Origin of the sequence: Reinekea marinisedimentorum (assembly GCF_004341165.1) — a bacterium.
Taxonomy (GTDB): Bacteria; Pseudomonadota; Gammaproteobacteria; order Pseudomonadales; family Natronospirillaceae; genus Reinekea; species Reinekea marinisedimentorum.
This window is the reverse complement of the sequence record NZ_SLZR01000004.1, coordinates 121,859-142,139: the sequence shown is the minus strand read 5'-3', so window position 1 is coordinate 142,139 and position 20,281 is coordinate 121,859. Positions and strand designations below refer to the sequence as shown.

The following is a 20,281-nucleotide window of genomic DNA, read 5'->3' as shown; positions in this document are numbered from 1 at the left end:
TGGTGAACAGTTTGTGACAAAAAAGCCGGGCGAACCCGGCTTGTTTGGAATCGAGATAGATAATTAAAGCTTACGGCGTCGAACGGCACCAATAGCAAGTAAGCTGAGCATTCCCATCAGCGTGAACGGGTCAAATGAGCCGGCAGAGGTGTCTTCGTCGTCTTCTTCATCCTCATCGTCGGTCGTTTCACCGCCGGTGCTGCTGTCAGAATTAAACTCCAGTACCACAATGGCGGGGTCGTGATCTGAAGAGCGGTAGGCATCTTCATAAGTCTGCACATCGCCATAGCTGTAGTCGTATTCAAATAGATCGCTTTCACCAGCGTTGATATTCCAGTGCATGGCATCAATGACTATATCTTCAATATCTGCACTGCCCAGAATGTAATCCAGCGTGCCCAATTCATCGTTATAGGAGTAGCTGTAATAGCCCGCATCAAATAGCTCGATTAGGTTTAAATAACCATAACTTTCGGTCAGAACAGCGCCATCTTCGCCATGCAATACTTCGCCGTCTTCACCGCTAATATAGGTGTAAGCAGCCGCGTCGATTTCATAGCCTTCAGCTGCGTTATCCTGATTGGTCAGTAACATGATGGCATCTTCATTACCATAGGAGTTCAAATCACCAATGATGAGCTTGTAACCGTCCATATCGCTCAGTTGTTCTGCTAGATGATAGGCGCCGGAAACTCGTAGCGCTTCACAGTTACCCTGCAGATCATCATCTGTTAGTTCACCAGAACTATCAAAGTCGTCATAACAAGTAGAGCCGTTTGATTTCAAATGATTAACGGAAATGGTGAGTTGTTCGCCACTGTCGATATGGGTGAATGTTGGTGTGAGTGCATCACGCTGATAGTTGTCACCATCTTCTTCTACAGTACCTGTACTGGAAGTAACTGCAGGAGCATGTTGTTCCGGCATTTCAATAACGATAACGTCATCCAAGGAAACAGTAGACGCACGGTAGATAATGGCGTTGGTGATTGCATCGGTGCCGATATAGTCATAACCCTCTGGTGCAACAAAAGAGTATTGATCATCTTCTTCAAGTTCTTGGTTCAGGGCATCAACCAGTACAGATATAGCTGAATATTCATCAAAACCGTTATTCTCTATTTCCATTAAGCCGACGATATCTGCATCTATTGCTATGATGGCGCTGATGATTTTGGCTGTTTGAGTATTAAAGTCATCTGTATTATCAGCACCTCGGTTGTCGTTTGCTGGGTTGGCGTTTCCACCAATTGCAGAGTTGAAATAGTTCAGTACATTGAACGTTGCAACGCGCAAATCGCCATCGAGCAGTTGGGGTTCTTCGGTACGGTCGTAACCATAGGCATAGATGAAGTTTTCAGAATTTAAATCCAGTTCTTTTTCAACATAAAAGCGATATTCAGAGTAGTCGTAGCCAATAAAACCCGTCATGCCATCAACCACCGCACCTACGCGCAGGTATTCATCGGCTGAGCCATCTAAGTCAGTATCATCTTGGAAGGTGGAATACCATGGAATAGCGCCACTTTCTCCTTCAGTCATAGATTCAACATACAGTCTGTTCAAGGCGTTATTTTCAGATTGGGCTATGGCACCCTCTGAGCCAGGACCAAAGTTCTGATTAGGATTGATATTCCAGTCGCCATGTGCAACGACCATGTTGTCACGGTACTCGGTGTAACCACTATTTTCTCGGGTCACATAGTCAAAGCTGAAGGTGCGGGTAATGTGCATATCCGCTTCTTCGTCCAGCAATACATACATGCCTTCGTGGCGCTCAAGGGTATCTTCGAAGTCTTCATCACTCTCTAGAATACGCAGTGCTGTGGGCTCAATGTTGCCGGTATTACCGGTGAGTTCTACATACACCGGCGCCAGTTCCGTCAGGGTGTAATACTCTTTGATGGGGCCATAAACACTGACTTCATCGCCGATGCTCAGGCCTAATTCATCGGTGTCAGAATAATAAACGTAGACGCCATCGGAGGTTGTTTCATCGTCATCTCCGCTGGCGTCCTGAATAAAGAAGCCTTTGGAAAGTATGGTATCACTGGTGTCGGTTTGAATGCCGGTGACAATGCCGGTAACCTTGTAGTTGTCTTCTGTTTCATAGCCGGATGTGATGTATGGAGAACTGTCGCCATCGCCCTGAACCTGCATGATAGTGAGTTCTGCAGCATATTCTGGCGGGGTATCTATTTCTGCTGTAGAGTCATTAGTATCGCCATCACCATCACCATCACCATCGCCGCCATCGCCATTACCCAGGTAATCGAAGGTGTCTTGATCATACTCTGTCCATTCTTCAGAGGTATCGAAAGCTGATTCATAATCGCTGTCACCGCTGGTAATATCGCTGTTGCGTACCAGGGTCACATCTTGTGCGAAATATTCGTTATTTCCCAGTTGGCCGATTCGATCGACAACTGTATCGTTTTGCTTAAGCAGCAGAACATCATTGCCGTTAAAGTTAGTAACAGATGAAGTAAGGTCTGCAAGAGCTGCAAGAGTACTGTCTGCTGAGCTATTGGCGATAACAAAGTAGGCGCCTGCAGATAGGGTTCCAGATAGTGTTTTAGTGCTTCCTGCACCGTCACTATTGCCGTTGGTGTATAGTTCAATGGTGTATTCAGAAAGGTCAGCGGCTTCTGATCCAGAGTTGTATAGTTCGAGGGCTTTATTATTACTGGAGCCTTCAATATATTCAGAAAAAATGACATCTGCCTGCGCCGCAGAGGCGAGGACTATGCTACTCACTAAGATAGCAAGAGGCTGTTTCATGGATACTCTCCCAATAGGTGACTTTATCTTTATCTTTTAGGTCGGGCTTCAAAGAAACCGGCGACCATTTCATGTTGCTCTCAAAGTGATTAGACGTACGGCGGGTATCGCTCTTTTTTTAGTTCGTAATCAGGTGATCTGAGTAGCAGCCAGTCACCTTATGGCCCAAATGTGACAGTTTCTTGACCGTTTGCATATGTTTGTAAGCTTATTTTTTGAGCTAGTACTCATAAAGTATGAGTGCAGGCTTCACACTCTAATTCATTGAATTGTGCACACCGACTGTGTACGCTTGCGCGCTTTTTGATCGGCTGTTTGAAATAATCAGATGGCACACTCATTGAATATTGATTTCAGAAAGACTAAGAGGCGTATAAATGTTATTGGCACAAAAGAAGGCAGATTGGCTGGGTAATATCCGCGGCGATGTTCTGGCGGGTCTGGTGGTTGCACTGGCACTCATCCCTGAAGCGATTGCATTCTCTATTATTGCAGGTGTAGACCCTAAAGTTGGCCTGTATGCCTCTTTCTGTATTGCTGTGCTGATCTCTGTGGTCGGCGGCCGGCCGGGGATGATCTCGGCGGCAACCGGTGCCATGGCGCTGGTTATGGTGACCTTGGTGAAAGAGCATGGTCTGCAATACCTGCTGGCAGCGACGGTTTTGACCGGTGTATTACAGATTATTGCTGGCTATCTTCGCTTGGGCGAGCTGATGCGCTTTGTGTCGCGGTCAGTGGTAACCGGCTTTGTTAATGCGCTTGCGATTCTGATCTTCATGGCCCAGCTGCCAGAGCTGACGGACGTCAGTTGGGTGGTGTATGCGATGACGGCGGCCGGCCTTGGGGTTATTTACCTGTTCCCGCTGCTTAACAAGACCATACCGTCGCCTTTGGTGTGTATTCTGCTGTTGACCGTTGTTGCAATTGTTCTGGATCTGGATATTCGTACCGTAGGTGATATGGGTGAGCTACCGGATACGCTGCCAATCTTCCTCTGGCCTGATGTTCCTATGAACCTGGAAACGCTGAAGATTATCTTCCCTTATGCTGCGCCTTTGGCCGTTGTTGGCTTGCTGGAATCCTTAATGACAGCAACCATCGTTGATGACCTGACGGATACAACGAGCGATAAAAACCGTGAATGTAAAGGGCAGGGCATAGCCAATATTGGTGCAGGCTTGCTGGGCGGCATGGCAGGGTGCGCGATGATCGGGCAATCTGTAATCAATGTGAAATCCGGTGGTCGTGGCCGTTTATCAGCCTTTGTTGCCGGTACGGTGTTGTTGATTCTTGTTGTTTTCCTGAATGACTGGGTTGCTCAAATTCCAATGGCCGCGCTGGTGGCCGTGATGATTATGGTTTCGATCGGGACTTTTAACTGGGCGTCGATCAGAAATTTAAAGCAATACCCGCTTTCTACTAACCTGGTGATGCTGGTGACTGTTATTGTTGTGGTCTGGACGCATAACCTGGCATTCGGTGTCTTTGCCGGTGTTTTACTGGCCGCGATGTTCTTTGCCAATAAGATTGGCCACTTTATGTATATTGATTCTTCCTTTGATGAAGGTACGGATACCCGAACCTATAAAGTGCATGGTCAGGTGTTTTTTAGCTCTGCGCCAAAGTTCACCGCAGCGTTCGATTTTAAAGAAGCTGTTGAAAAGATTGATATTGATCTATCCCGCGCCCACTTCTGGGATATAACAGCGGTTGAAGCATTGGATAAGGTTGTGTTGAAATTCCGTAGGGAAGGCACTGAAGTAAATGTGACCGGCATGAACGAAGCCAGCATGACGATTGTTGACCGTTTTGGTAAGCACGATAAATCTGATGAAATCGAAAAAGTACTGGGAGGCCACTAGTGGCAGCAGAAAATAAAAATAACGAACGTACCTGGACTATTGCCTGTATTGATGGTTCTCAATTCAACTCTGCGGTCTGTGATTATGCCGTTTGGTTAAGCCGTGTTCTGGCTGCACCGTTTAAGGCGGTTTACGCTATTGAGCATGCGACGACGACGGCTGCTGCCGACTTGACCGGTGCCATTGGCCTGGGCGCGCAGGAGTTGCTGCTTTCTGAGCTGACGGAGCTGGAACAGCAGCGTAATAAGTTGGAAATGCAGAAGGGCCGGCAGATGCTTGAGACCGTTAAGCTACGGGCCACTGAAGCCGGCATTGAAAATCCTGTTACCGTTCAGCGTCATGGCTCTATTACCGAAACGCTGCTTGATTTTGAACATGAAACCCGGGTTGTCGTGGTTGGTATTCGTGGCGAACAGCATGAGGAAGCCACGGACCATTTAGGCGCGCATCTGGAAACTCTGGTGCGCAGCATTCAACGCCCCATTCTGGTCGTAAACAAAGAGTTTGCCGAGCCAAAGGCCGCTATGATCGCTTACGATGGCAGCGCCTGCAGTGATAAAGCCCTGGAAATGGTCGCCAGTAGCCCTATGTTTAACGATATTCCAGTGCATCTGGTTTATGTCGCTAAAGAAAAGGGGCAGGGTGCAGAGATCATTGAAAAAGCCAAGCAGAAACTCGTTTCGGCAGGGCGCAAGGTCTATGCCGGTGTACTGGAAGGTGATGCGGCTAAAGCACTTTGCCAGTATCAGGAGATCCATAACATTGACCTGACCGTTATGGGTGCGTTCAGCCATAACCGGTTGCGTGAGCTGGTGTTTGGTAGCTTTACTGCGAAGATGTTGCTGAATACTAAGGTGCCGTTGTTGCTGTTGCGTTAAGGCCCGTGATGGTGAAGTCATGCTCTTAAACGAGTGACACGAAAGCCCCAGTTCTAGCTGGGGTTTTCTTTAAATGGCACCCTGAAAATTCGATTAGCGTTAAGTTTGAGCGTCACTTATCTCAACGAGGCAGCTTCCAGCGGTGCTTTTAATTTATATGCAAAAAATACGCATATAACCTTCGGATTTTTAATAGTTGACTGTTTTAGTCAGGTATTTATAATTTTTAGCGAAATCCTTAGTTGATGCTTCGCTATGAAACTGACCACCAAAGGCCGTTATGCGGTAACGGCAATGCTCGATCTGGCTCTTAACGAGGCCAAGGGCCCAACAAGTCTTGCGGATATTTCGCAAAGGCAGGGGATTTCCCTTTCATACTTGGAACAGCTGTTTTCAAAATTGCGAAAGCAGCAGCTGGTGGTGTCTGTGCGTGGCCCCGGCGGGGGCTACCTGTTGGGCAAAGAAAAGCATGAAATCAGTGTTGCCAAGGTTGTAGACGCGGTTTCCGAGTCTATGGATGCCACCAAATGCGGCGGTGCCTCGGTAGGCTGTCAGCAGGGTGAAATATGCTTAACCCATCATTTGTGGCAAGATCTCAGCGCCCAGATATATTCCTTTCTTGATAGTATCAGTCTGGCAGATTTGGTGTCCCGGAATGAGATTCAGGCCGTGAATAATCGGCAAAACCAGAGGCTGTCGATGCTGTTAGAAAGCACAAACATAGATAAAGTAGAAATTAACTAATGCGCTCAATTTATTTAGATTACGCCGCGACCACTCCGGTTGATGAACGCGTCGTTACAGAAATGGTGAAGTACCTCGATGTTAATGGCGACTTCGGCAACCCGGCATCCCGCTCTCATTTTTACGGCTGGATGGCCGAGGAAGCGGTTGAAGAAGCCCGTAATCAGGTTGCGGACCTGATCGGTGCGGACAGCCGCGAGATCGTCTGGACCAGCGGCGCCACAGAATCAAACAATCTGGCCATTAAGGGCGTCGCAGAAAACTATGCGCCGTCAGATTGCCACATTATCACTAGCGCGACAGAGCATAAGGCCGTATTAGACCCGGTTGTGCACTTACAGCAGCAGGGTTATGAAGTTTCGATTATTCAGCCGGATTCTACAGGCGTGATCAGCAAGGCGGCTGTCGAGGCAGAGTTGCGGCCAAATACCCGGCTGGTTTCTGTGATGGCTGTGAATAATGAAACGGGCGTAATAAACCCGATCGATGAGATCGCCGGCTTGTGTGAGCAGGTTGGCGTCTATTTTCATGTCGATGCTGCTCAGGCTATTGGTAAGGTTTCGCTCAGTGTTGAAACGCTGCCAGTGACAATGTTGTCGATGTCCGGACATAAATTTTATGGCCCGAAGGGAGTCGGCGCTTTGTATGTGCGACGGCGCAGCACACTGAAACTGTTGCCTCAAATGCACGGTGGCGGCCATGAGCGTGGCATGCGCTCCGGCACCTTACCCACGCATCAGCTGGTTGGAATTGGAAAAGCGGCACAAATTTTGAGCGATGAAGCTGGCACTGAAATTGAAAAGCTACAAAAGCTACGTGACCAGTTGTGGCAGGGCATCTCATCTTCATTAGCGGATGTGTCTGTTAATGGCAGTCAGGCGCCGCGTTCTCCTGCGCACTTGAATGTGTGTTTTCACGGGGTCGATGGTGAATCACTGTTGATGGGTCTGCGTATGCTGGCCGTTTCCAGCGGTTCGGCTTGTATGTCGGCGACGGTGGCCCCATCTTATGTATTAAAGGCAATGGGGCTATCCGATCACGATGCCCACAGCTCAATCCGTTTCAGCGTGGGTCGTTATACCACCGAAGAAGATATCGATAATGCTGTCTCAGCCATTACTGAAGCAGTCACATCTTTGCGAACAGTTGCGAAAAGTTAAAAGGTTTAAATATGAGTGAAGAAGTAGAGAAGTATATAAAGTCAGATTATGAAGCTGGCTTTGTGACAGATATTGAATCTGAAACCATTCGCGCTGGCTTGGATGAAGAAGTCATTCGCATTATCTCGGCGAAAAAGAACGAGCCCGAGTGGCTGCTGGAATGGCGTTTAAAAGCCTTTGCTGCCTGGCAGGAAATGGAAGAGCCGGATTGGGCCAATGTTAACTATCCTACACCCGATTTTCAGGCGCTCTCTTACTATTCTTCGCCAAAAAGTATTGAAGAAAACCGGCCTAAATCGCTTGATGATGTCGACCCTGAACTGCTGGCCACCTATGAAAAGTTAGGGGTGCCCATTCACGAGCGTGAGCGTTTGGCGGGTGTCGCAGTTGATGTGGTTTTTGATTCCACCTCGGTTGGTACAACCTTCCGTGAAAAACTGGCTGAAGTCGGTGTGATTTTTTGTTCTATTTCTGAAGCTGTTCAGGAATACCCGGAACTGGTTAAAAAGTACCTGGGTTCGGTCGTACCGCAGCGCGATAACTTTTATGCAGCACTTAATTCTGCTGTGTTTTCTGACGGCTCCTTTGTGTACATTCCAAAGGGCGTGCGTTGCCCGATGGAGCTTTCTACCTACTTCCGGATCAACGAAGCCCACACCGGTCAGTTTGAGCGGACATTGATTGTGGCCGATGAAGGCAGCCAGGTCAGTTATTTGGAAGGCTGTACCGCGCCCATGCGCGATGAAAACCAGTTACACGCTGCGGTGGTTGAGCTGGTAGCGATGGATGACGCCGATATCAAATACTCAACGGTTCAGAACTGGTATCCGGGCGATGAAGATGGCAAGGGCGGTATCTATAACTTTGTGACCAAGCGTGCGATTGCTCATACCCGGGCCAAAGTCAGCTGGACGCAGGTTGAAACCGGTTCTGCAATTACCTGGAAGTATCCGTCGTGCATTCTCAAGGGTGATCACAGCATTGGTGAGTTCTATTCCGTTGCGCTGACGCGTAATAAGCAGCAGGCCGATACCGGAACCAAGATGATCCACATTGGTAAACATACCAAGTCGACCATTATCTCCAAGGGTATCAGTGCAATGAAAAGCCAGAACAGCTATCGAGGTCTGGTGAGAATGCAGGCCGGTGCTGAGGGTGCGCGAAACTTCACACAGTGCGATTCACTGTTGATTGGCGACCAGTGCGGCGCACACACCTTCCCTTATATTGAAAGTAAGAACCCGTCGGCGGTTGTAGAGCACGAAGCGACGACCTCTAAAGTCAGTGATGACCAGATGTTCCTGTGTCAGCAGCGTGGCATTGATGCTGAAAAGGCCGTGTCGATGATCGTTAACGGTTTCTGTAAGGAAGTCTTTAAAGAGCTGCCTATGGAGTTTGCCGTAGAAGCCGGAAAGTTATTGGAAGTGAGCCTCGAAGGCTCCGTTGGTTAATCCACCCTGAAATTATTTATAGGTTATTCAAATTCATGTTAAGCATTAAAAATCTGCAAGCAAGCGTTGAAGAAAAGCAAATCCTCAAAGGGTTGGATTTAACCATTAACCCGGGCGAGGTTCACGCCATTATGGGCCCTAACGGCGCAGGTAAAAGTACCCTGGGCAATGTATTGGCCGGGCGTGACGGCTATGAAGTCATTGGTGGAAGTGTTGATTTTCACGGTGAAGATCTGCTCGAGCTGGATGCCGAAGAGCGTGCCCGTAAGGGGTTGTTCCTGGCGTTCCAGTATCCGGTTGAAATTCCGGGCGTTTCAAATATGGAATTCCTTAAGGCATCTGTGGATGCTGTCCGTGAGTCGAAGGGCCTGGCCCCTTACACATCGGTAGAATTTATTAAGTTGGCTCGTGAAAAATCCAAAGCCGTTAACCTGCCTGCAGACTTCCTGAAGCGCGGGGTTAACGAAGGTTTTTCCGGTGGTGAGAAGAAGCGTAATGAGCTCCTGCAAATGATGCTGCTTGAGCCGTCGCTGTGTATTCTTGATGAAACCGATTCTGGCCTCGATATCGATGCCCTGCAGGTGGTTGCCGATGGTGTGAATTCACAACGCAGCCCAGACCGCTCTTTCATTGTTGTGACCCACTATCAGCGTCTGCTGGATTACATTGTGCCGGATTACGTTCATGTTCTGGCCGGCGGCAAAATTGTTAAGTCCGGTGGCAGCGAACTTGCGAAAGAGTTGGAAGCGCACGGCTATGGGTGGATCGAAAAGGAGACTGTATAAGTGAGTAACAGTTTCGATACATCTGACGTATTCAGTGCTGCGAACGCAGCATCACAACCAGCTTGGCTGAAAAGCTGGCAGGCCGCAGGGCAGAGTGCCTTTACAGCTGCAACCCTGCCAACGCGTAAAACGGAAGCCTGGAAGTACACGCCGCTGAAAGAAGTTGTCGCGGTGCCGTGGCAAAAGCACGCGGAAACCGATTTTGGTGAAGGTATACAGTTTGCGGACTGGAACGAAGTTTCTATTCGGATTGAAAACGGTAAGCTTAACTTTCATGGTGAGTTGCCGGCTGGTGTAACGTTGATCAGCTCAGATGACTTCAGCGAAGCACAGGCGCAGTCTTTTATTGAAAAGATTGAAGCGCAGCGCGGCAGTTTCTTTTTTGACAGCCTGAATCAGGGCGCTCTGGATCAGGGCTACTGGTTGAAAATTGATAAAAATGTTCAGGCGGCTCAGCCATTACATTTCAATTTTTTACAGGCCGGCAGCAACAGCATGGTTAACACCCAGTTGTTGATTGAGGTTGAGCCGGGCGCCAATGCGACCGTTGCCGAAACCTTCACGCAGGTTGCAGGCTGTGTAGGGTTTACCAATGCCAATACCACCATTGTTGTCGGTGAAAATGCGCATTTAACGCATTATCACCTGTTGCTGGAGCAAGGCGAGAGCCACCACATTGGTCGAGTCAGTGCGGCACTTGAGCGCAGCGCCAGGCTGACAACCTTCCACATGGCTATTGGTGGTGTATTAAAGCGCAAAGATATTGCGGTTGTTTACCGAGGCGAAGGTGCCGAGCTGAGCATGAATGGCGTTTATCTGCCAACCGGCAATGAAGTGATCGATTACCACACCAGTATTGATCATGCCGTGCCGAACTGCGTCAGTAATCAGATCTTCCGCGGCATTCTCGGTGAGCAGGGTAAGGCGGTCTTTAATGGTCGTATTCATATTCACCCTCATGCACAAAAGTCGCTGGCAGATATGAATAACCGCAACCTGCTGTTAAGCCCGAAAGCCGAGATCGATACCAAGCCGGAACTGGAAATCTATGCCGACGACGTACGTTGTGCTCACGGCGCTACAATTGCCCAGCTCGACGACAACATGCTGTTTTACTTCCTTTCGCGCGGCATCAGCCGGGCAGAAGCCGAAGTTATGCTGAGTTTTGGTTTTATCAATGAGTTGCTCGACGCACTGTCCGATGAGCCGGTGCGTTTGTTGTTGCAACCCATGCTGAGTGAGCTGTTTGCTAAGGGGCAGGCAGATTTAACGAGGCATATTCCATGAGCTTTGATGTGAACATCATTCGTCAGGATTTTCCGATTCTGGCGCAAACCATCAACGATAAGCCGCTGATCTACTTAGATAACGGTGCGACCACGCAAAAACCGAATGCGGTGATTGATGCCATCTGTCATTACTACCGTCATGACAACAGTAATGTGCATCGTGGTGCTCATACACTGAGTGACCGGGCCACCGGTTATTTTGAGCAGGCCCGGCAAACCGTTAAAGCGTTCATTAATGCTGCCTCGACAGATGAAATTATCTGGACCAAGGGTACCACAGAGGGCGTGAACTTGGTGGCGTTCAGCTGGGGGTTAGAAAACCTGAAAGCCGGTGATCGCGTGCTGGTGTCGCAAATGGAGCATCACGCCAATATTGTTCCCTGGCAGATGGTTTGTCAGCGTACCGGGGCAGAGCTGGTTCCGATTCCGGTGACCGAAGACGGCGAGCTGGACATGGATGCCTTTAAAGCGCTGCTCGATTCGCGCGTGAAATTTGTGTCTATGGTGCAGGTTTCCAATGCGCTGGGGACGGTAAACCCAGTCAAAGAGGTGATTGAGCTGGCACATCAGGTGGGTGCGAAAGTGCTGATCGATGGTGCACAGGCTGTTGCCCATTGGCCGATTGATGTGGCAGAGCTGGATTGTGACTTTTACGCATTTTCCGGTCATAAACTCTATGGCCCGACAGGCATTGGCGTTTTATATGGTAAGCAGGCTTTACTGGATGAAATGACGCCATTTATGGGCGGCGGTGAAATGATTGAAACCGTCACCTTTGCAAAAACCACCTACAACAAACTGCCGTACAAGTTTGAGCCGGGAACGCCCAATATTGCCGGTGCTATTGGCTTGGGAGCGGCGATTGATTATGTGACCGCGCTGGATCGTAAAGCCGTCGCCGCGCATGAGCATGATGTGCTGCAATATGCGCTGGAGCGTGCAGCCGGTTATGAAGGGTTTCGTCTGATCGGAAATGCCAAAAACCGGGCCGGTGTCATGAGCTTTGTTTTGGATGGGGCTCACCCGCAGGATGTGGGCACATTGCTCGATCAGCAGGGTGTTGCTGTGCGTACAGGTAACCATTGCGCAATGCCGATCATGGATCACTTTAACGTGACCGGAACGGTGCGTGCGAGCTTTGCCCTCTACAACAGTCGTGAGGATGTCGATGGCCTGTTTAACGCGCTCGACAAAGTTAAGTATTTTCTTTTTTAGTTTGCTCTATCGCGAGGTATAGGTTTTGACAGTTCAATCAATTGACCCCAAAGAGCTCAAGCACAACCCCAATATTACGATGACTGAATCGGCTGTAGCTCACTTTAAAAAGCAGCTGGCCAGGTCTGAAGGCAATGCCGTTCGGCTGTACATCGAAGAAAGCGGCTGCTCCGGCTACATGTATCGTGTGGCGTTGGTTTCTCAGGCTGAACCGGGTGATGAAAGCATCGCCGTTTGTGATGATTTTCCATTGCATGTTCAGGGTGATGCGATCACCATTCTGAAAGGAACTGAAATAGATTTCCGTAAAGACGGGCTCAATGAGCTGGTGATGTTCAATAACCCGAATGTGACCGGTGAATGTGGTTGTGGCGAAAGTTTTGTTGTAGAAGCTGAGGGCGAAGCATAGTGGAAAGACGCGTTGTCGTAACAACCAGGGAAGTTAATGCGCGACTGGTACCTGTGGGTACACCCATCGTCATTCCTTCCGATACCTTTGTAACCCTGACACAGGCGCTGGGTGGTACCTATACGGTGGTGCATCAGGGCAATATGGCTCGCATTGATGGCACCGATGCCGATGCGCTGGGTTTTGAAGCAGAAAAGCTCGATTTTTCTGCAGTTGAGGGCGATGAGGTTGTCGAAGATCAGGTCTGGTATGCACTCTCTACTGTATTTGATCCGGAAATTCCGGTCAGCATTGTAGCGTTGGGCTTGGTTTACAGTGTTGATATCGCCGGCCAGGAGGTAAACATCAAGATGACACTGACGGCGCCGGGCTGCGGAATGGGGCCGGTTCTGGTTGATGATGTAAAGTATCGTGTTGCTATGGTGCCTAATGTTGCTTCGGTCAATGTCGAGCTGGTTTTTGATCCGCCATGGCATCGCGACATGATGACTGAAGAAGCGCAGCTTGAAACCGGTATGTTCTTCTGACACCCTTGCGGTTTTGCATAATGGGTGATTAATTCCTATGAGTTCAGTTTTTGGTGTCGACATAACTTCAGAAGATATTCTCGAAAATCTGTCTTTTTTTGACAGCTGGGAAGAGCGCTACAAATACATTATTGATTTGGGCAAAGAACTTCCCGCCATTGATGAGTCGCTGAAGGTCGATGCTAACATCGTACGAGGCTGCCAAAGCCAGGTTTGGCTGGTTCCAACCGTTGAGGGAGATCAATATTTCTTTCAGGTTGACTCCGATGCCCACATAGTTCGCGGCCTTTTGGCCATAATATTGTCTGCATTTAATGGCAAGACGGCCAAAGCCATCCTAGACTTCGACGTAGATGCTTATTTTGAAAGCATTGATCTGATACGTCACCTTAGCCCGACACGTGGAAACGGACTTCGCGCTATGGTTAGTCGAATTAAGGATGCAGCTCAGGCGTAGGGTCGTACTTCATCTGGCTGTTTAGTTAACTGATAAGGCCATCTGTGAAGATTAGTGCATTAAAAATCACGCTTATTGCAACCATTGCGCAAACTGCCGTTGCCGCTTATTTATGGTTTCAGGGCGTTAATGCCTTTGTCATCAGTATTCTCGCAGTTCCTGTGATTCTTCTTTTCGTTTTGGCTCGCTTGTTGGAGCGACAGCTGGCCAAAGAGCTGGATGAGTCGCAGCTCTATGCCCATTCCGTTTTAAAAGAGCTTGCCAATGTACGTCTCAGTGCCAACAAAGACCCGCTCACTGGTTTAAACAGCCGCCTGTACATTCAGGAGCGGCTCGATGAAATGGTCAATGTGGCCATTAAACGTAACCAGTTCTGTGCAGTACTCTATCTGGATCTCGATTTCTTCAAAGAATTTAACGAGGCACTGGGTCATACCCTCGGCAATCAGCTGCTGGTTAAGGTGGCTAAACGCCTGGCCAGTATCGTGAAAAAGGGTGACTTGCTGGGTTACAACGGCGGCGATGAGTTCTTTATCATTCTTCCCAACATTAACGATGGTATGGCCGCAGAGCTGGTTGCCCGTAGGGTGATTAACAGCATGACCAATCAGTTCATGCTGGAAGGGCATAAACTGACGGTTTCCTGCAGTATCGGGATATCCGTCGCTCCCAGTGACGGTGCAGACAGTGAATCACTGATCCGCCACGCTGAAAGCGCACTGAAGCTGTGTAAATCCAATGGCCGTAAAGGTTATTCGTTCTACAGCCGCAGCCTGAACCAGGTGGCAGCCGAGCGACTGCTGATCGATCAACAGTTGCGCGGTGCGCTGGAGCGAGGCGAGTTTTCACTGGTTTATCAGCCTATTGTCTACAGTCAGGGTGGCAAGCTGAAGGGCTTCGAGGCGCTTATTCGCTGGAACAACCCGGAGCTGGGCAGTATTTCACCGGTTAAGTTTATCGAAGTGGCAGAGCAGGTTGGCTTAATCTCAGAAATAGGTACCTGGGTGCTGCGTGAGGCAACCGAGCAGTTGAAGGCTTGGCAGCTGAAGTACAATCGCCCGCTGATAATGTCGATTAACGTATCACCCAGACAGTTCCAGGATGAAACCATTTTGCCGGCACTGAAGAGTGTTATTAAGCAAACCGGAGTGTTGCCCGGCTCAATTCAGCTGGAGGTCACCGAGGGTCTGTTTTTATCCGCGTCTGACCGGATTCTGGATGGCATTGATTACCTTAAGCAATCCGGTGTGTTGCTGGCGTTGGATGATTTTGGCACAGGCTTCTCGTCGCTGTCGTACCTGAACCGGCTACCATTTAATGTACTTAAGGTTGATAAGTCTTTTGTCGATGGCTTAACGACCAATTCGAAAGATCTGAAAATGGTGCAGGCGATCATTTCAATTGCTCACGGGTTGCAGATGGAGGTGGTCGTAGAGGGCGTTGAAACGGCGCATCAGATCAGTCTGCTAAGAGATATGAAGGCCGACTCTATTCAGGGTTTCTACTTCAGCCGGCCGCTTTCTGCGAAGGAAGCAGAGGTGCAGTTCCTGTCAAAGCCGGTCATTCTGGAAATGAACGAGGATATCTGGGACAAGCTCTAACATATCCGCGCCGCTTTTGACTCCAACCTTAGTCAGATAGGCAGTCGTGCTGCAGCTACCTATAATCCGCGCGTTAAAAATAAATAACTAAAAGATAAATATAGAGAGAAGTACCATGGCAATCGAACAAACATTTTCCATTATTAAACCAGACGCAGTAGAACGTAACCTGATCGGCGCTATCAATGCGCGTTTGGAAGCGGCCGGCTTTGTTATCGTCGGCATGCGTTTAATCCAAATGACAGTCGAGCAGGCGCAGAATTTTTACGCCGAGCATGATGGCAAGCCCTTCTTTGATTCGCTCGTCGAATATATGACCTCCGGCCCAGTTGTGGTTCAGGTGCTGCAGGCAGAGAACGCTATCGCCAAGTACCGCGAGATTCTGGGTGCAACCAACCCGGAAAATGCCGCAGCGGGGACCATTCGTCACGACTTCGCGATCAGCATGAGTAAGAACTCGGCGCACGGATCTGACTCACCGGCTTCGGCAGAACGTGAAATAGCCTGTTTTTTCGGTGAATCTAAGATATTTACAAGATAATTCATCACGTTTTCTAGTAACATACGCCGGCTAGCTACACTAGCCAGAATAATAAAAGGGAGGTCATCAGTGGCCTCCCTTTTTCTGTCTTTATCATTATGAGTAGCTTAGTGGTTTAAGGTCTCCGGAAAGGTTGGTATGTCAGAGTCATCGCAAAAAGTTAATTTACTGGGCATGGGCCTGGATAACATGGTTCAGTTTTTCACTGAGGAACTCGGTGAGAAGAAGTTTCGTGCCATTCAGATTATGAAATGGATACATCAGCGTGGAGTCGATGATTTCGACCAAATGACGGATGTCAGCAAGTCTATGCGTGAAAAGCTGAAGCAGCGCTGTGAAATCGTCGGCCCTGAGATCACCTATAAAAAATATTCCAAAGACGGTACCCGCAAATGGGTGATGAAAATGCCCGGTGGCAGTGCCGTTGAAACGGTGTTCATCCCTGAAGACGATCGCGGCACACTTTGTGTTTCCTCGCAGATCGGCTGTGCGCTCGATTGCTCCTTCTGCTCTACGGGTAAGCAGGGTTTTAACCGTGATTTGAGTTCCGCTGAAATTATTGGTCAGCTCTGGGTTGCCGCTCGCTCCTGGGATGAGCCGGGCAAAAAGCGTGAACGTCACGTTACCAACGTCGTGATGATGGGCATGGGTGAGCCCTTGCTGAATTACGATAATGTTGTTGAATCGATGAACCTGATGATGGAAGACAACGCTTACGGCCTTTCCAAGCGTCGTGTCACCGTCAGTACTTCTGGTGTGGTACCAAGAATACTTGATCTGGCCAAGGTCACAGATGTGTCTATGGCTCTTTCTCTTCATGCGCCCAACGATGCGCTGCGTAACCAACTGGTGCCAATAAACAAGCGCTATGGCTTGAAAGCAACGCTTGATGCAGTAAACACCTATTTTGACCGCCTGCCGGATAAGCGGGTGTGTACCATCGAATACACCCTGATCGACAAGGTGAATGATGAACCGGCACACGCGGAAGAGCTGGTGCAGCTGTTAAAGAGCACGCCCTGTAAGATTAACCTGATACCGTTTAATCCGTTCCCGAATTCCGGTTATCAGCGTCCGAGCAACAATCGAATTCACCGCTTTAGGGACATTCTTCAAAAGGGCGGATACAATGTAACCATTCGTAAAACGCGCGGCGACGATATCGACGCAGCCTGTGGCCAGCTCATTGGCCAGGTTGCAGATAAAACCCGCCGCTCTGAAAAGTTTATTGAAGCCGTTGAGTTGGGTCACACAGCCGCCACGGTTGCTAACCAACGTTCAGATCGGAGTTCTGCCAAATGAAACTGATTGTGAAGTATGTATTTTTAGCTGTAATTGCACTTGTTGCAGCCGGTTGCGTTACTACCAAAACCGGCCCATATGAAGATAAGAAAGACCTGGATAAAGCCGAAAAAACCTACATTCAAATCGGCTATGGCTATTTCCAGAAGGGCGACTTACTCAAATCGAAAGAAAATCTGATGAATGCATTGGATATCAACAGTCAGAGTGCCGGTGCTCACATGGGGCTGGCAAGAGTATACGAGCGAGAGCTGGAGTTTGAACTTTCTGATGATCACTTCAGGAAAGCAATAAAGTATAACGGCGGTACCGAGGCACATTTTCAATATGCGGTATACCTCTATAACCGTGGTAACTTGGAAGCCTCGATCGATGAGTTCGATATGGTACTAAAAGATACCCTCTATGCGCGCAGGGCTCAGGCATTCGATTTCAAAGGTCTGGTCGCCAATCGCCTGGGAATGAAGGAAGAGGCTATTCTGGCCTATCAAAAGGCCATTGTGCTGAACCCTTCAATGAGCAGTAGCTACCTGAACTTGGCTGCCATCTATAAAGAGCAGGAAGACTACGCGCGGGCTTATCGAACTTATAACGGTTTCGTAAGACTGGTACGGGCTAAGCTGGCACGCCAGAATGCGTCAACGCTCTGGCTCGGTATTCAGCTGGCGCACGAGCAGGACGATTCCGATGCGTATGCCTCTTATGCCCTACAGCTTAAAAACCAGTATTCCAAAACAAAAGAATATGCACAGTTCATCGATTGGCAGAAATCTTTATGAATAAACAGGAACAAAGTCCGATTACCCGCCGTCAAAGCCGGAAGATATGGGTAGGTGATGTCCCTGTGGGCGGTGATGCGCCTATCAGTGTTCAGTCAATGACCAATACCCAAACCACCGATGTGGCAGCCACCGTTGCTCAAATTAAAGCACTGGAGAAAGCAGGGGCCGACATGGTGCGTGTTTCCGTGCCCAGCATGGAGGCAGCCGAAGCGTTTGGTGAGATTAAAAAGCAGGTGTCTGTCCCGTTAATTTCAGATATTCACTTCGACTATAAAATCGCGTTGCGTGTTGCCGAGCTGGGCGTAGATTGCCTGCGTATCAATCCGGGTAATATTGGTCGTGAAGATCGGGTCCGTGCCGTTGTTGAGTGCGCGCGTGACAACAATATACCGATCCGCATTGGTGTGAATGCCGGCTCTCTGGAAAAGGACCTGCAAAAGAAATACGGTGAGCCGACACCGCAGGCTCTGGTTGAATCGGCCATGCGTCATATCGATATTCTCGATCGCCTGAACTTTCAGGAGTTCAAACTCAGCCTGAAAGCATCCGATGTGTTTATGACAGTCGCAGCCTACCGCGCTATTGCCAGCCAGATTGAACAGCCTCTGCACCTGGGCATTACTGAAGCCGGCGGCTTACGCAGTGGTACGGTAAAATCGGCCGTTGGCCTGGGCATGTTGCTGATGGATGGCATAGGAGACACCATTCGTGTTTCGCTGGCCGCGGACCCGGTTGAAGAAATAAAGGTTGGCTTTGATATTCTGCGTAGCCTTCGCCTGCGTAACAAAGGGATCAACTTTATCGCCTGCCCAAGTTGCTCACGTCAGAATTTCGATGTCATCAGTACCATGAATCAGCTTGAAGAGCGTCTGGAAGATGTTCTTACGCCTATGGATGTTGCCGTAATTGGCTGTGTCGTCAACGGTCCGGGTGAGGCCAAAGAGGCCGATCTGGGTGTTACCGGCGGCTCGCCAAATAACCTGATTTATGTTGGCGGTAAGCCGGACCATAAGGTCGATAACGCCGATCTGGTCGACCATTTTGAAAAGCTGATTCGTGAAAAAATTAAAACTAAGCAAGCGCTTGAACAAGCAATAATCGCAAAAGAAAGTTAAGGAGATTTCCGCTTGGCTAATCTGCAATCTATCCGCGGAATGAATGATATTCTGCCAACTGATAGCCCTCTCTGGCAGTACCTCGAAGATCAGATGAAATCTGTTCTCGCTCAATACGGTTACCGGGAAATCCGGATGCCGGTCGTTGAACCAACAGAATTGTTTGCCCGTGGTGTTGGTGAACACACCGATATCGTTGAAAAAGAAATGTATACCTTTGACGACCGTAACGGCGACAGCCTGACTCTGCGCCCGGAAGGTACCGCGGGCTGTGTCCGTGCCGCCCTGCAGCACGGCTTGCTGCATAATCAGATTCAGCGTCTGTGGTATCAGGGCCCTATGTTCCGCTATGAACGGCCGCAAAAAGGTCGTTACCGCCAGTTCTATCAGATCGGTGTGGAAACCTTCGGCATGGCCGGGGCAGATATTGATGTTGAACTTATCGTTCTTTCTTATCGTCTGTTTAAGAAACTGGGCGTTGCAGATTCTGTTACGCTCAATATTAATACGCTGGGCAGCAGTGAGGCGCGTGGCCGCTACCGTAAAGCGCTGGTTGATTACCTGGAAGGCGTGAAAGATCAGTTAGACGAAGACAGTCAGCGCCGCCTGTATGTTAACCCGCTGCGCATCCTTGACAGCAAGTCGGCATCCACACAGAAACTGCTCGACGGTGCGCCAAGCTTCGATGATTACATCGATGAAGAATCCAAGGCGCATTTCGATCGCCTGTGTGCACTGCTGAAAGCCGCTGGCGTCCCCTACGTTATTAATCCGCGCCTTGTTCGTGGCCTGGACTATTACACTAAATCCGTCTTTGAATGGATCACTGACGCACTGGGTGCGCAGGGTACAGTCTGTGCAGGTGGTCGTTATGATGGCCTGGTGCCAATGCTCGGTGGTAAGCCGACACCGGCCTCCGGTTTCGCGATGGGTATTGAGCGTATTCTGCTGTTGCTGCAAGAGCTGAAAGCCGTACCGGAATCGATTTATAACACCGTCGATGTATTTATGGTGGCCGCCGGTGATAATGCAGAGATTGCGGCTATTGCGCTGTCTGAAAAGCTTCGCGATGCATTACCGGCCGTTCGCCTGCAGATGAACTGCGGCGGTGGCAGCTTTAAGAGCCAGATGAAGAAGGCCGATAAATCCGGTGCCCGCTTTGCATTGATTCTCGGTGATCAGGAAGCGGAGCAAGAGATTGTGCAGGTGAAAGATTTACAAGGTCACAACGAACAGCAGTCAACTTCCTGGAATCAGGTAGCTGAAGTTTTACGTGAACTCGGGCTATAATCTCCGGCCTTGCGAATTTAACCGGCTGAAGCCATTCAGCCGAATTTGAAACTGCCGGTATTGAACCGGCAATTTTGTGTATATTTTGGAGT

The 20,281-nt window shown here is 49.2% G+C and carries 18 protein-coding genes; 17 read left to right on the top strand and 1 reads right to left on the bottom strand.

Annotated elements, in window-relative coordinates; genetic code table 11:
• Nucleotides 1–63 precede the first annotated feature (63 nt).
• The gene (locus tag BCF53_RS06745; protein WP_132700794.1) at nucleotides 64–2,781 is read right to left on the bottom strand and encodes an ExeM/NucH family extracellular endonuclease; all 2,718 of its coding nucleotides are present in this window, start codon (nucleotides 2,779–2,781) and stop codon (nucleotides 64–66) included.
• 377 nt (nucleotides 2,782–3,158) lie between these two features.
• On the opposite strand from BCF53_RS06745, the gene BCF53_RS06740 reads away from it, so the two are divergent.
• From BCF53_RS06740 to hisS, 17 genes are all read left to right on the top strand, one after another.
• Nucleotides 3,159–4,643 (top strand): SulP family inorganic anion transporter, encoded by a 1,485-nt coding sequence (locus BCF53_RS06740; RefSeq protein WP_132700793.1) that lies wholly within the window; start codon nucleotides 3,159–3,161, stop codon nucleotides 4,641–4,643.
• Entirely contained in the window at nucleotides 4,643–5,521 is an 879-nt protein-coding gene (locus tag BCF53_RS06735) for a universal stress protein (protein WP_132700792.1), read from the top strand. Before BCF53_RS06740 ends, BCF53_RS06735 begins: the two co-directional genes overlap by 1 nt.
• Before the next feature lie 255 nt (nucleotides 5,522–5,776).
• Complete coding sequence (locus BCF53_RS06730) at nucleotides 5,777–6,265, top strand: Rrf2 family transcriptional regulator (RefSeq protein ID WP_132700791.1); 489 nt, start codon at nucleotides 5,777–5,779, stop codon at nucleotides 6,263–6,265.
• A complete protein-coding gene (locus BCF53_RS06725) occupies nucleotides 6,265–7,425 on the top strand; it encodes an IscS subfamily cysteine desulfurase (RefSeq protein WP_132700789.1) in 1,161 nt (386 codons plus the stop codon). The genes BCF53_RS06730 and BCF53_RS06725 overlap by 1 nt, the downstream gene beginning before the upstream one ends.
• A gap of 11 nt (nucleotides 7,426–7,436) precedes the next feature.
• A complete protein-coding gene (gene sufB, locus BCF53_RS06720) occupies nucleotides 7,437–8,876 on the top strand; it encodes a Fe-S cluster assembly protein SufB (protein WP_132700787.1) in 1,440 nt (479 codons plus the stop codon).
• Nucleotides 8,877–8,911: 35 nt separating this feature from the next.
• Entirely contained in the window at nucleotides 8,912–9,661 is a 750-nt protein-coding gene (sufC, locus tag BCF53_RS06715; protein ID WP_132700785.1) for a Fe-S cluster assembly ATPase SufC, read from the top strand.
• Nucleotides 9,662–10,948, top strand: a complete 1,287-nt coding sequence (gene sufD / locus BCF53_RS06710; RefSeq protein ID WP_132700783.1) for a Fe-S cluster assembly protein SufD — start codon at nucleotides 9,662–9,664, stop codon at nucleotides 10,946–10,948.
• Nucleotides 10,945–12,165, top strand: a complete 1,221-nt coding sequence (locus tag BCF53_RS06705; RefSeq protein ID WP_132700781.1) for a cysteine desulfurase — start codon at nucleotides 10,945–10,947, stop codon at nucleotides 12,163–12,165. The genes sufD and BCF53_RS06705 overlap by 4 nt, the downstream gene beginning before the upstream one ends.
• 25 nt (nucleotides 12,166–12,190) lie before the next feature.
• Nucleotides 12,191–12,574, top strand: coding sequence for a HesB/IscA family protein (locus BCF53_RS06700; protein ID WP_132700779.1), 384 nt, complete (start codon nucleotides 12,191–12,193; stop codon nucleotides 12,572–12,574).
• Nucleotides 12,574–13,101: a putative Fe-S cluster assembly protein SufT gene (gene sufT / locus BCF53_RS06695; RefSeq protein ID WP_132700777.1), complete on the top strand. Its 528-nt coding sequence runs from the start codon at nucleotides 12,574–12,576 to the stop codon at nucleotides 13,099–13,101. The genes BCF53_RS06700 and sufT overlap by 1 nt, the downstream gene beginning before the upstream one ends.
• Before the next feature lie 37 nt (nucleotides 13,102–13,138).
• Nucleotides 13,139–13,558 (top strand): SufE family protein, encoded by a 420-nt coding sequence (locus BCF53_RS06690; RefSeq protein WP_132700775.1) that lies wholly within the window; start codon nucleotides 13,139–13,141, stop codon nucleotides 13,556–13,558.
• A gap of 44 nt (nucleotides 13,559–13,602) precedes the next feature.
• Entirely contained in the window at nucleotides 13,603–15,159 is a 1,557-nt protein-coding gene (locus tag BCF53_RS06685; protein WP_132700774.1) for a putative bifunctional diguanylate cyclase/phosphodiesterase, read from the top strand.
• 115 nt (nucleotides 15,160–15,274) lie between these two features.
• Nucleotides 15,275–15,700 carry a nucleoside-diphosphate kinase gene (gene ndk / locus BCF53_RS06680; protein WP_132700773.1) on the top strand — a complete coding sequence of 142 codons (426 nt, stop codon included), beginning with the start codon at nucleotides 15,275–15,277 and terminating at the stop codon, nucleotides 15,698–15,700.
• A 138-nt stretch (nucleotides 15,701–15,838) separates the two neighbouring features.
• Nucleotides 15,839–17,002: a dual-specificity RNA methyltransferase RlmN gene (rlmN, locus tag BCF53_RS06675; protein ID WP_132700772.1), complete on the top strand. Its 1,164-nt coding sequence runs from the start codon at nucleotides 15,839–15,841 to the stop codon at nucleotides 17,000–17,002.
• A complete protein-coding gene (locus BCF53_RS06670; protein WP_132700770.1) occupies nucleotides 16,999–17,781 on the top strand; it encodes a tetratricopeptide repeat protein in 783 nt (260 codons plus the stop codon). The genes rlmN and BCF53_RS06670 overlap by 4 nt, the downstream gene beginning before the upstream one ends.
• Complete coding sequence (ispG, locus tag BCF53_RS06665; RefSeq protein WP_132700769.1) at nucleotides 17,778–18,899, top strand: flavodoxin-dependent (E)-4-hydroxy-3-methylbut-2-enyl-diphosphate synthase; 1,122 nt, start codon at nucleotides 17,778–17,780, stop codon at nucleotides 18,897–18,899. The genes BCF53_RS06670 and ispG overlap by 4 nt, the downstream gene beginning before the upstream one ends.
• A gap of 12 nt (nucleotides 18,900–18,911) precedes the next feature.
• Nucleotides 18,912–20,189 carry a histidine--tRNA ligase gene (gene hisS, locus BCF53_RS06660; protein WP_207902668.1) on the top strand — a complete coding sequence of 426 codons (1,278 nt, stop codon included), beginning with the start codon at nucleotides 18,912–18,914 and terminating at the stop codon, nucleotides 20,187–20,189.
• Nucleotides 20,190–20,281 lie beyond the last annotated feature (92 nt).

Coding starts and splice junctions, on each gene's coding strand:
- BCF53_RS06740 (WP_132700793.1), top strand. CDS start 3,159: ATGTTATTGGCACAAAAGAAGGCAGATTGGCTGGGTAATATCCGCGGC.
- ndk (WP_132700773.1), top strand. CDS start 15,275: ATGGCAATCGAACAAACATTTTCCATTATTAAACCAGACGCAGTAGAA.
- sufC (WP_132700785.1), top strand. CDS start 8,912: ATGTTAAGCATTAAAAATCTGCAAGCAAGCGTTGAAGAAAAGCAAATC.
- rlmN (WP_132700772.1), top strand. CDS start 15,839: ATGTCAGAGTCATCGCAAAAAGTTAATTTACTGGGCATGGGCCTGGAT.
- sufB (WP_132700787.1), top strand. CDS start 7,437: ATGAGTGAAGAAGTAGAGAAGTATATAAAGTCAGATTATGAAGCTGGC.
- BCF53_RS06745 (WP_132700794.1), bottom strand. CDS start 2,781: ATGAAACAGCCTCTTGCTATCTTAGTGAGTAGCATAGTCCTCGCCTCT.
- BCF53_RS06705 (WP_132700781.1), top strand. CDS start 10,945: ATGAGCTTTGATGTGAACATCATTCGTCAGGATTTTCCGATTCTGGCG.
- ispG (WP_132700769.1), top strand. CDS start 17,778: ATGAATAAACAGGAACAAAGTCCGATTACCCGCCGTCAAAGCCGGAAG.
- BCF53_RS06725 (WP_132700789.1), top strand. CDS start 6,265: ATGCGCTCAATTTATTTAGATTACGCCGCGACCACTCCGGTTGATGAA.
- BCF53_RS06730 (WP_132700791.1), top strand. CDS start 5,777: ATGAAACTGACCACCAAAGGCCGTTATGCGGTAACGGCAATGCTCGAT.
- BCF53_RS06670 (WP_132700770.1), top strand. CDS start 16,999: ATGAAACTGATTGTGAAGTATGTATTTTTAGCTGTAATTGCACTTGTT.
- BCF53_RS06690 (WP_132700775.1), top strand. CDS start 13,139: ATGAGTTCAGTTTTTGGTGTCGACATAACTTCAGAAGATATTCTCGAA.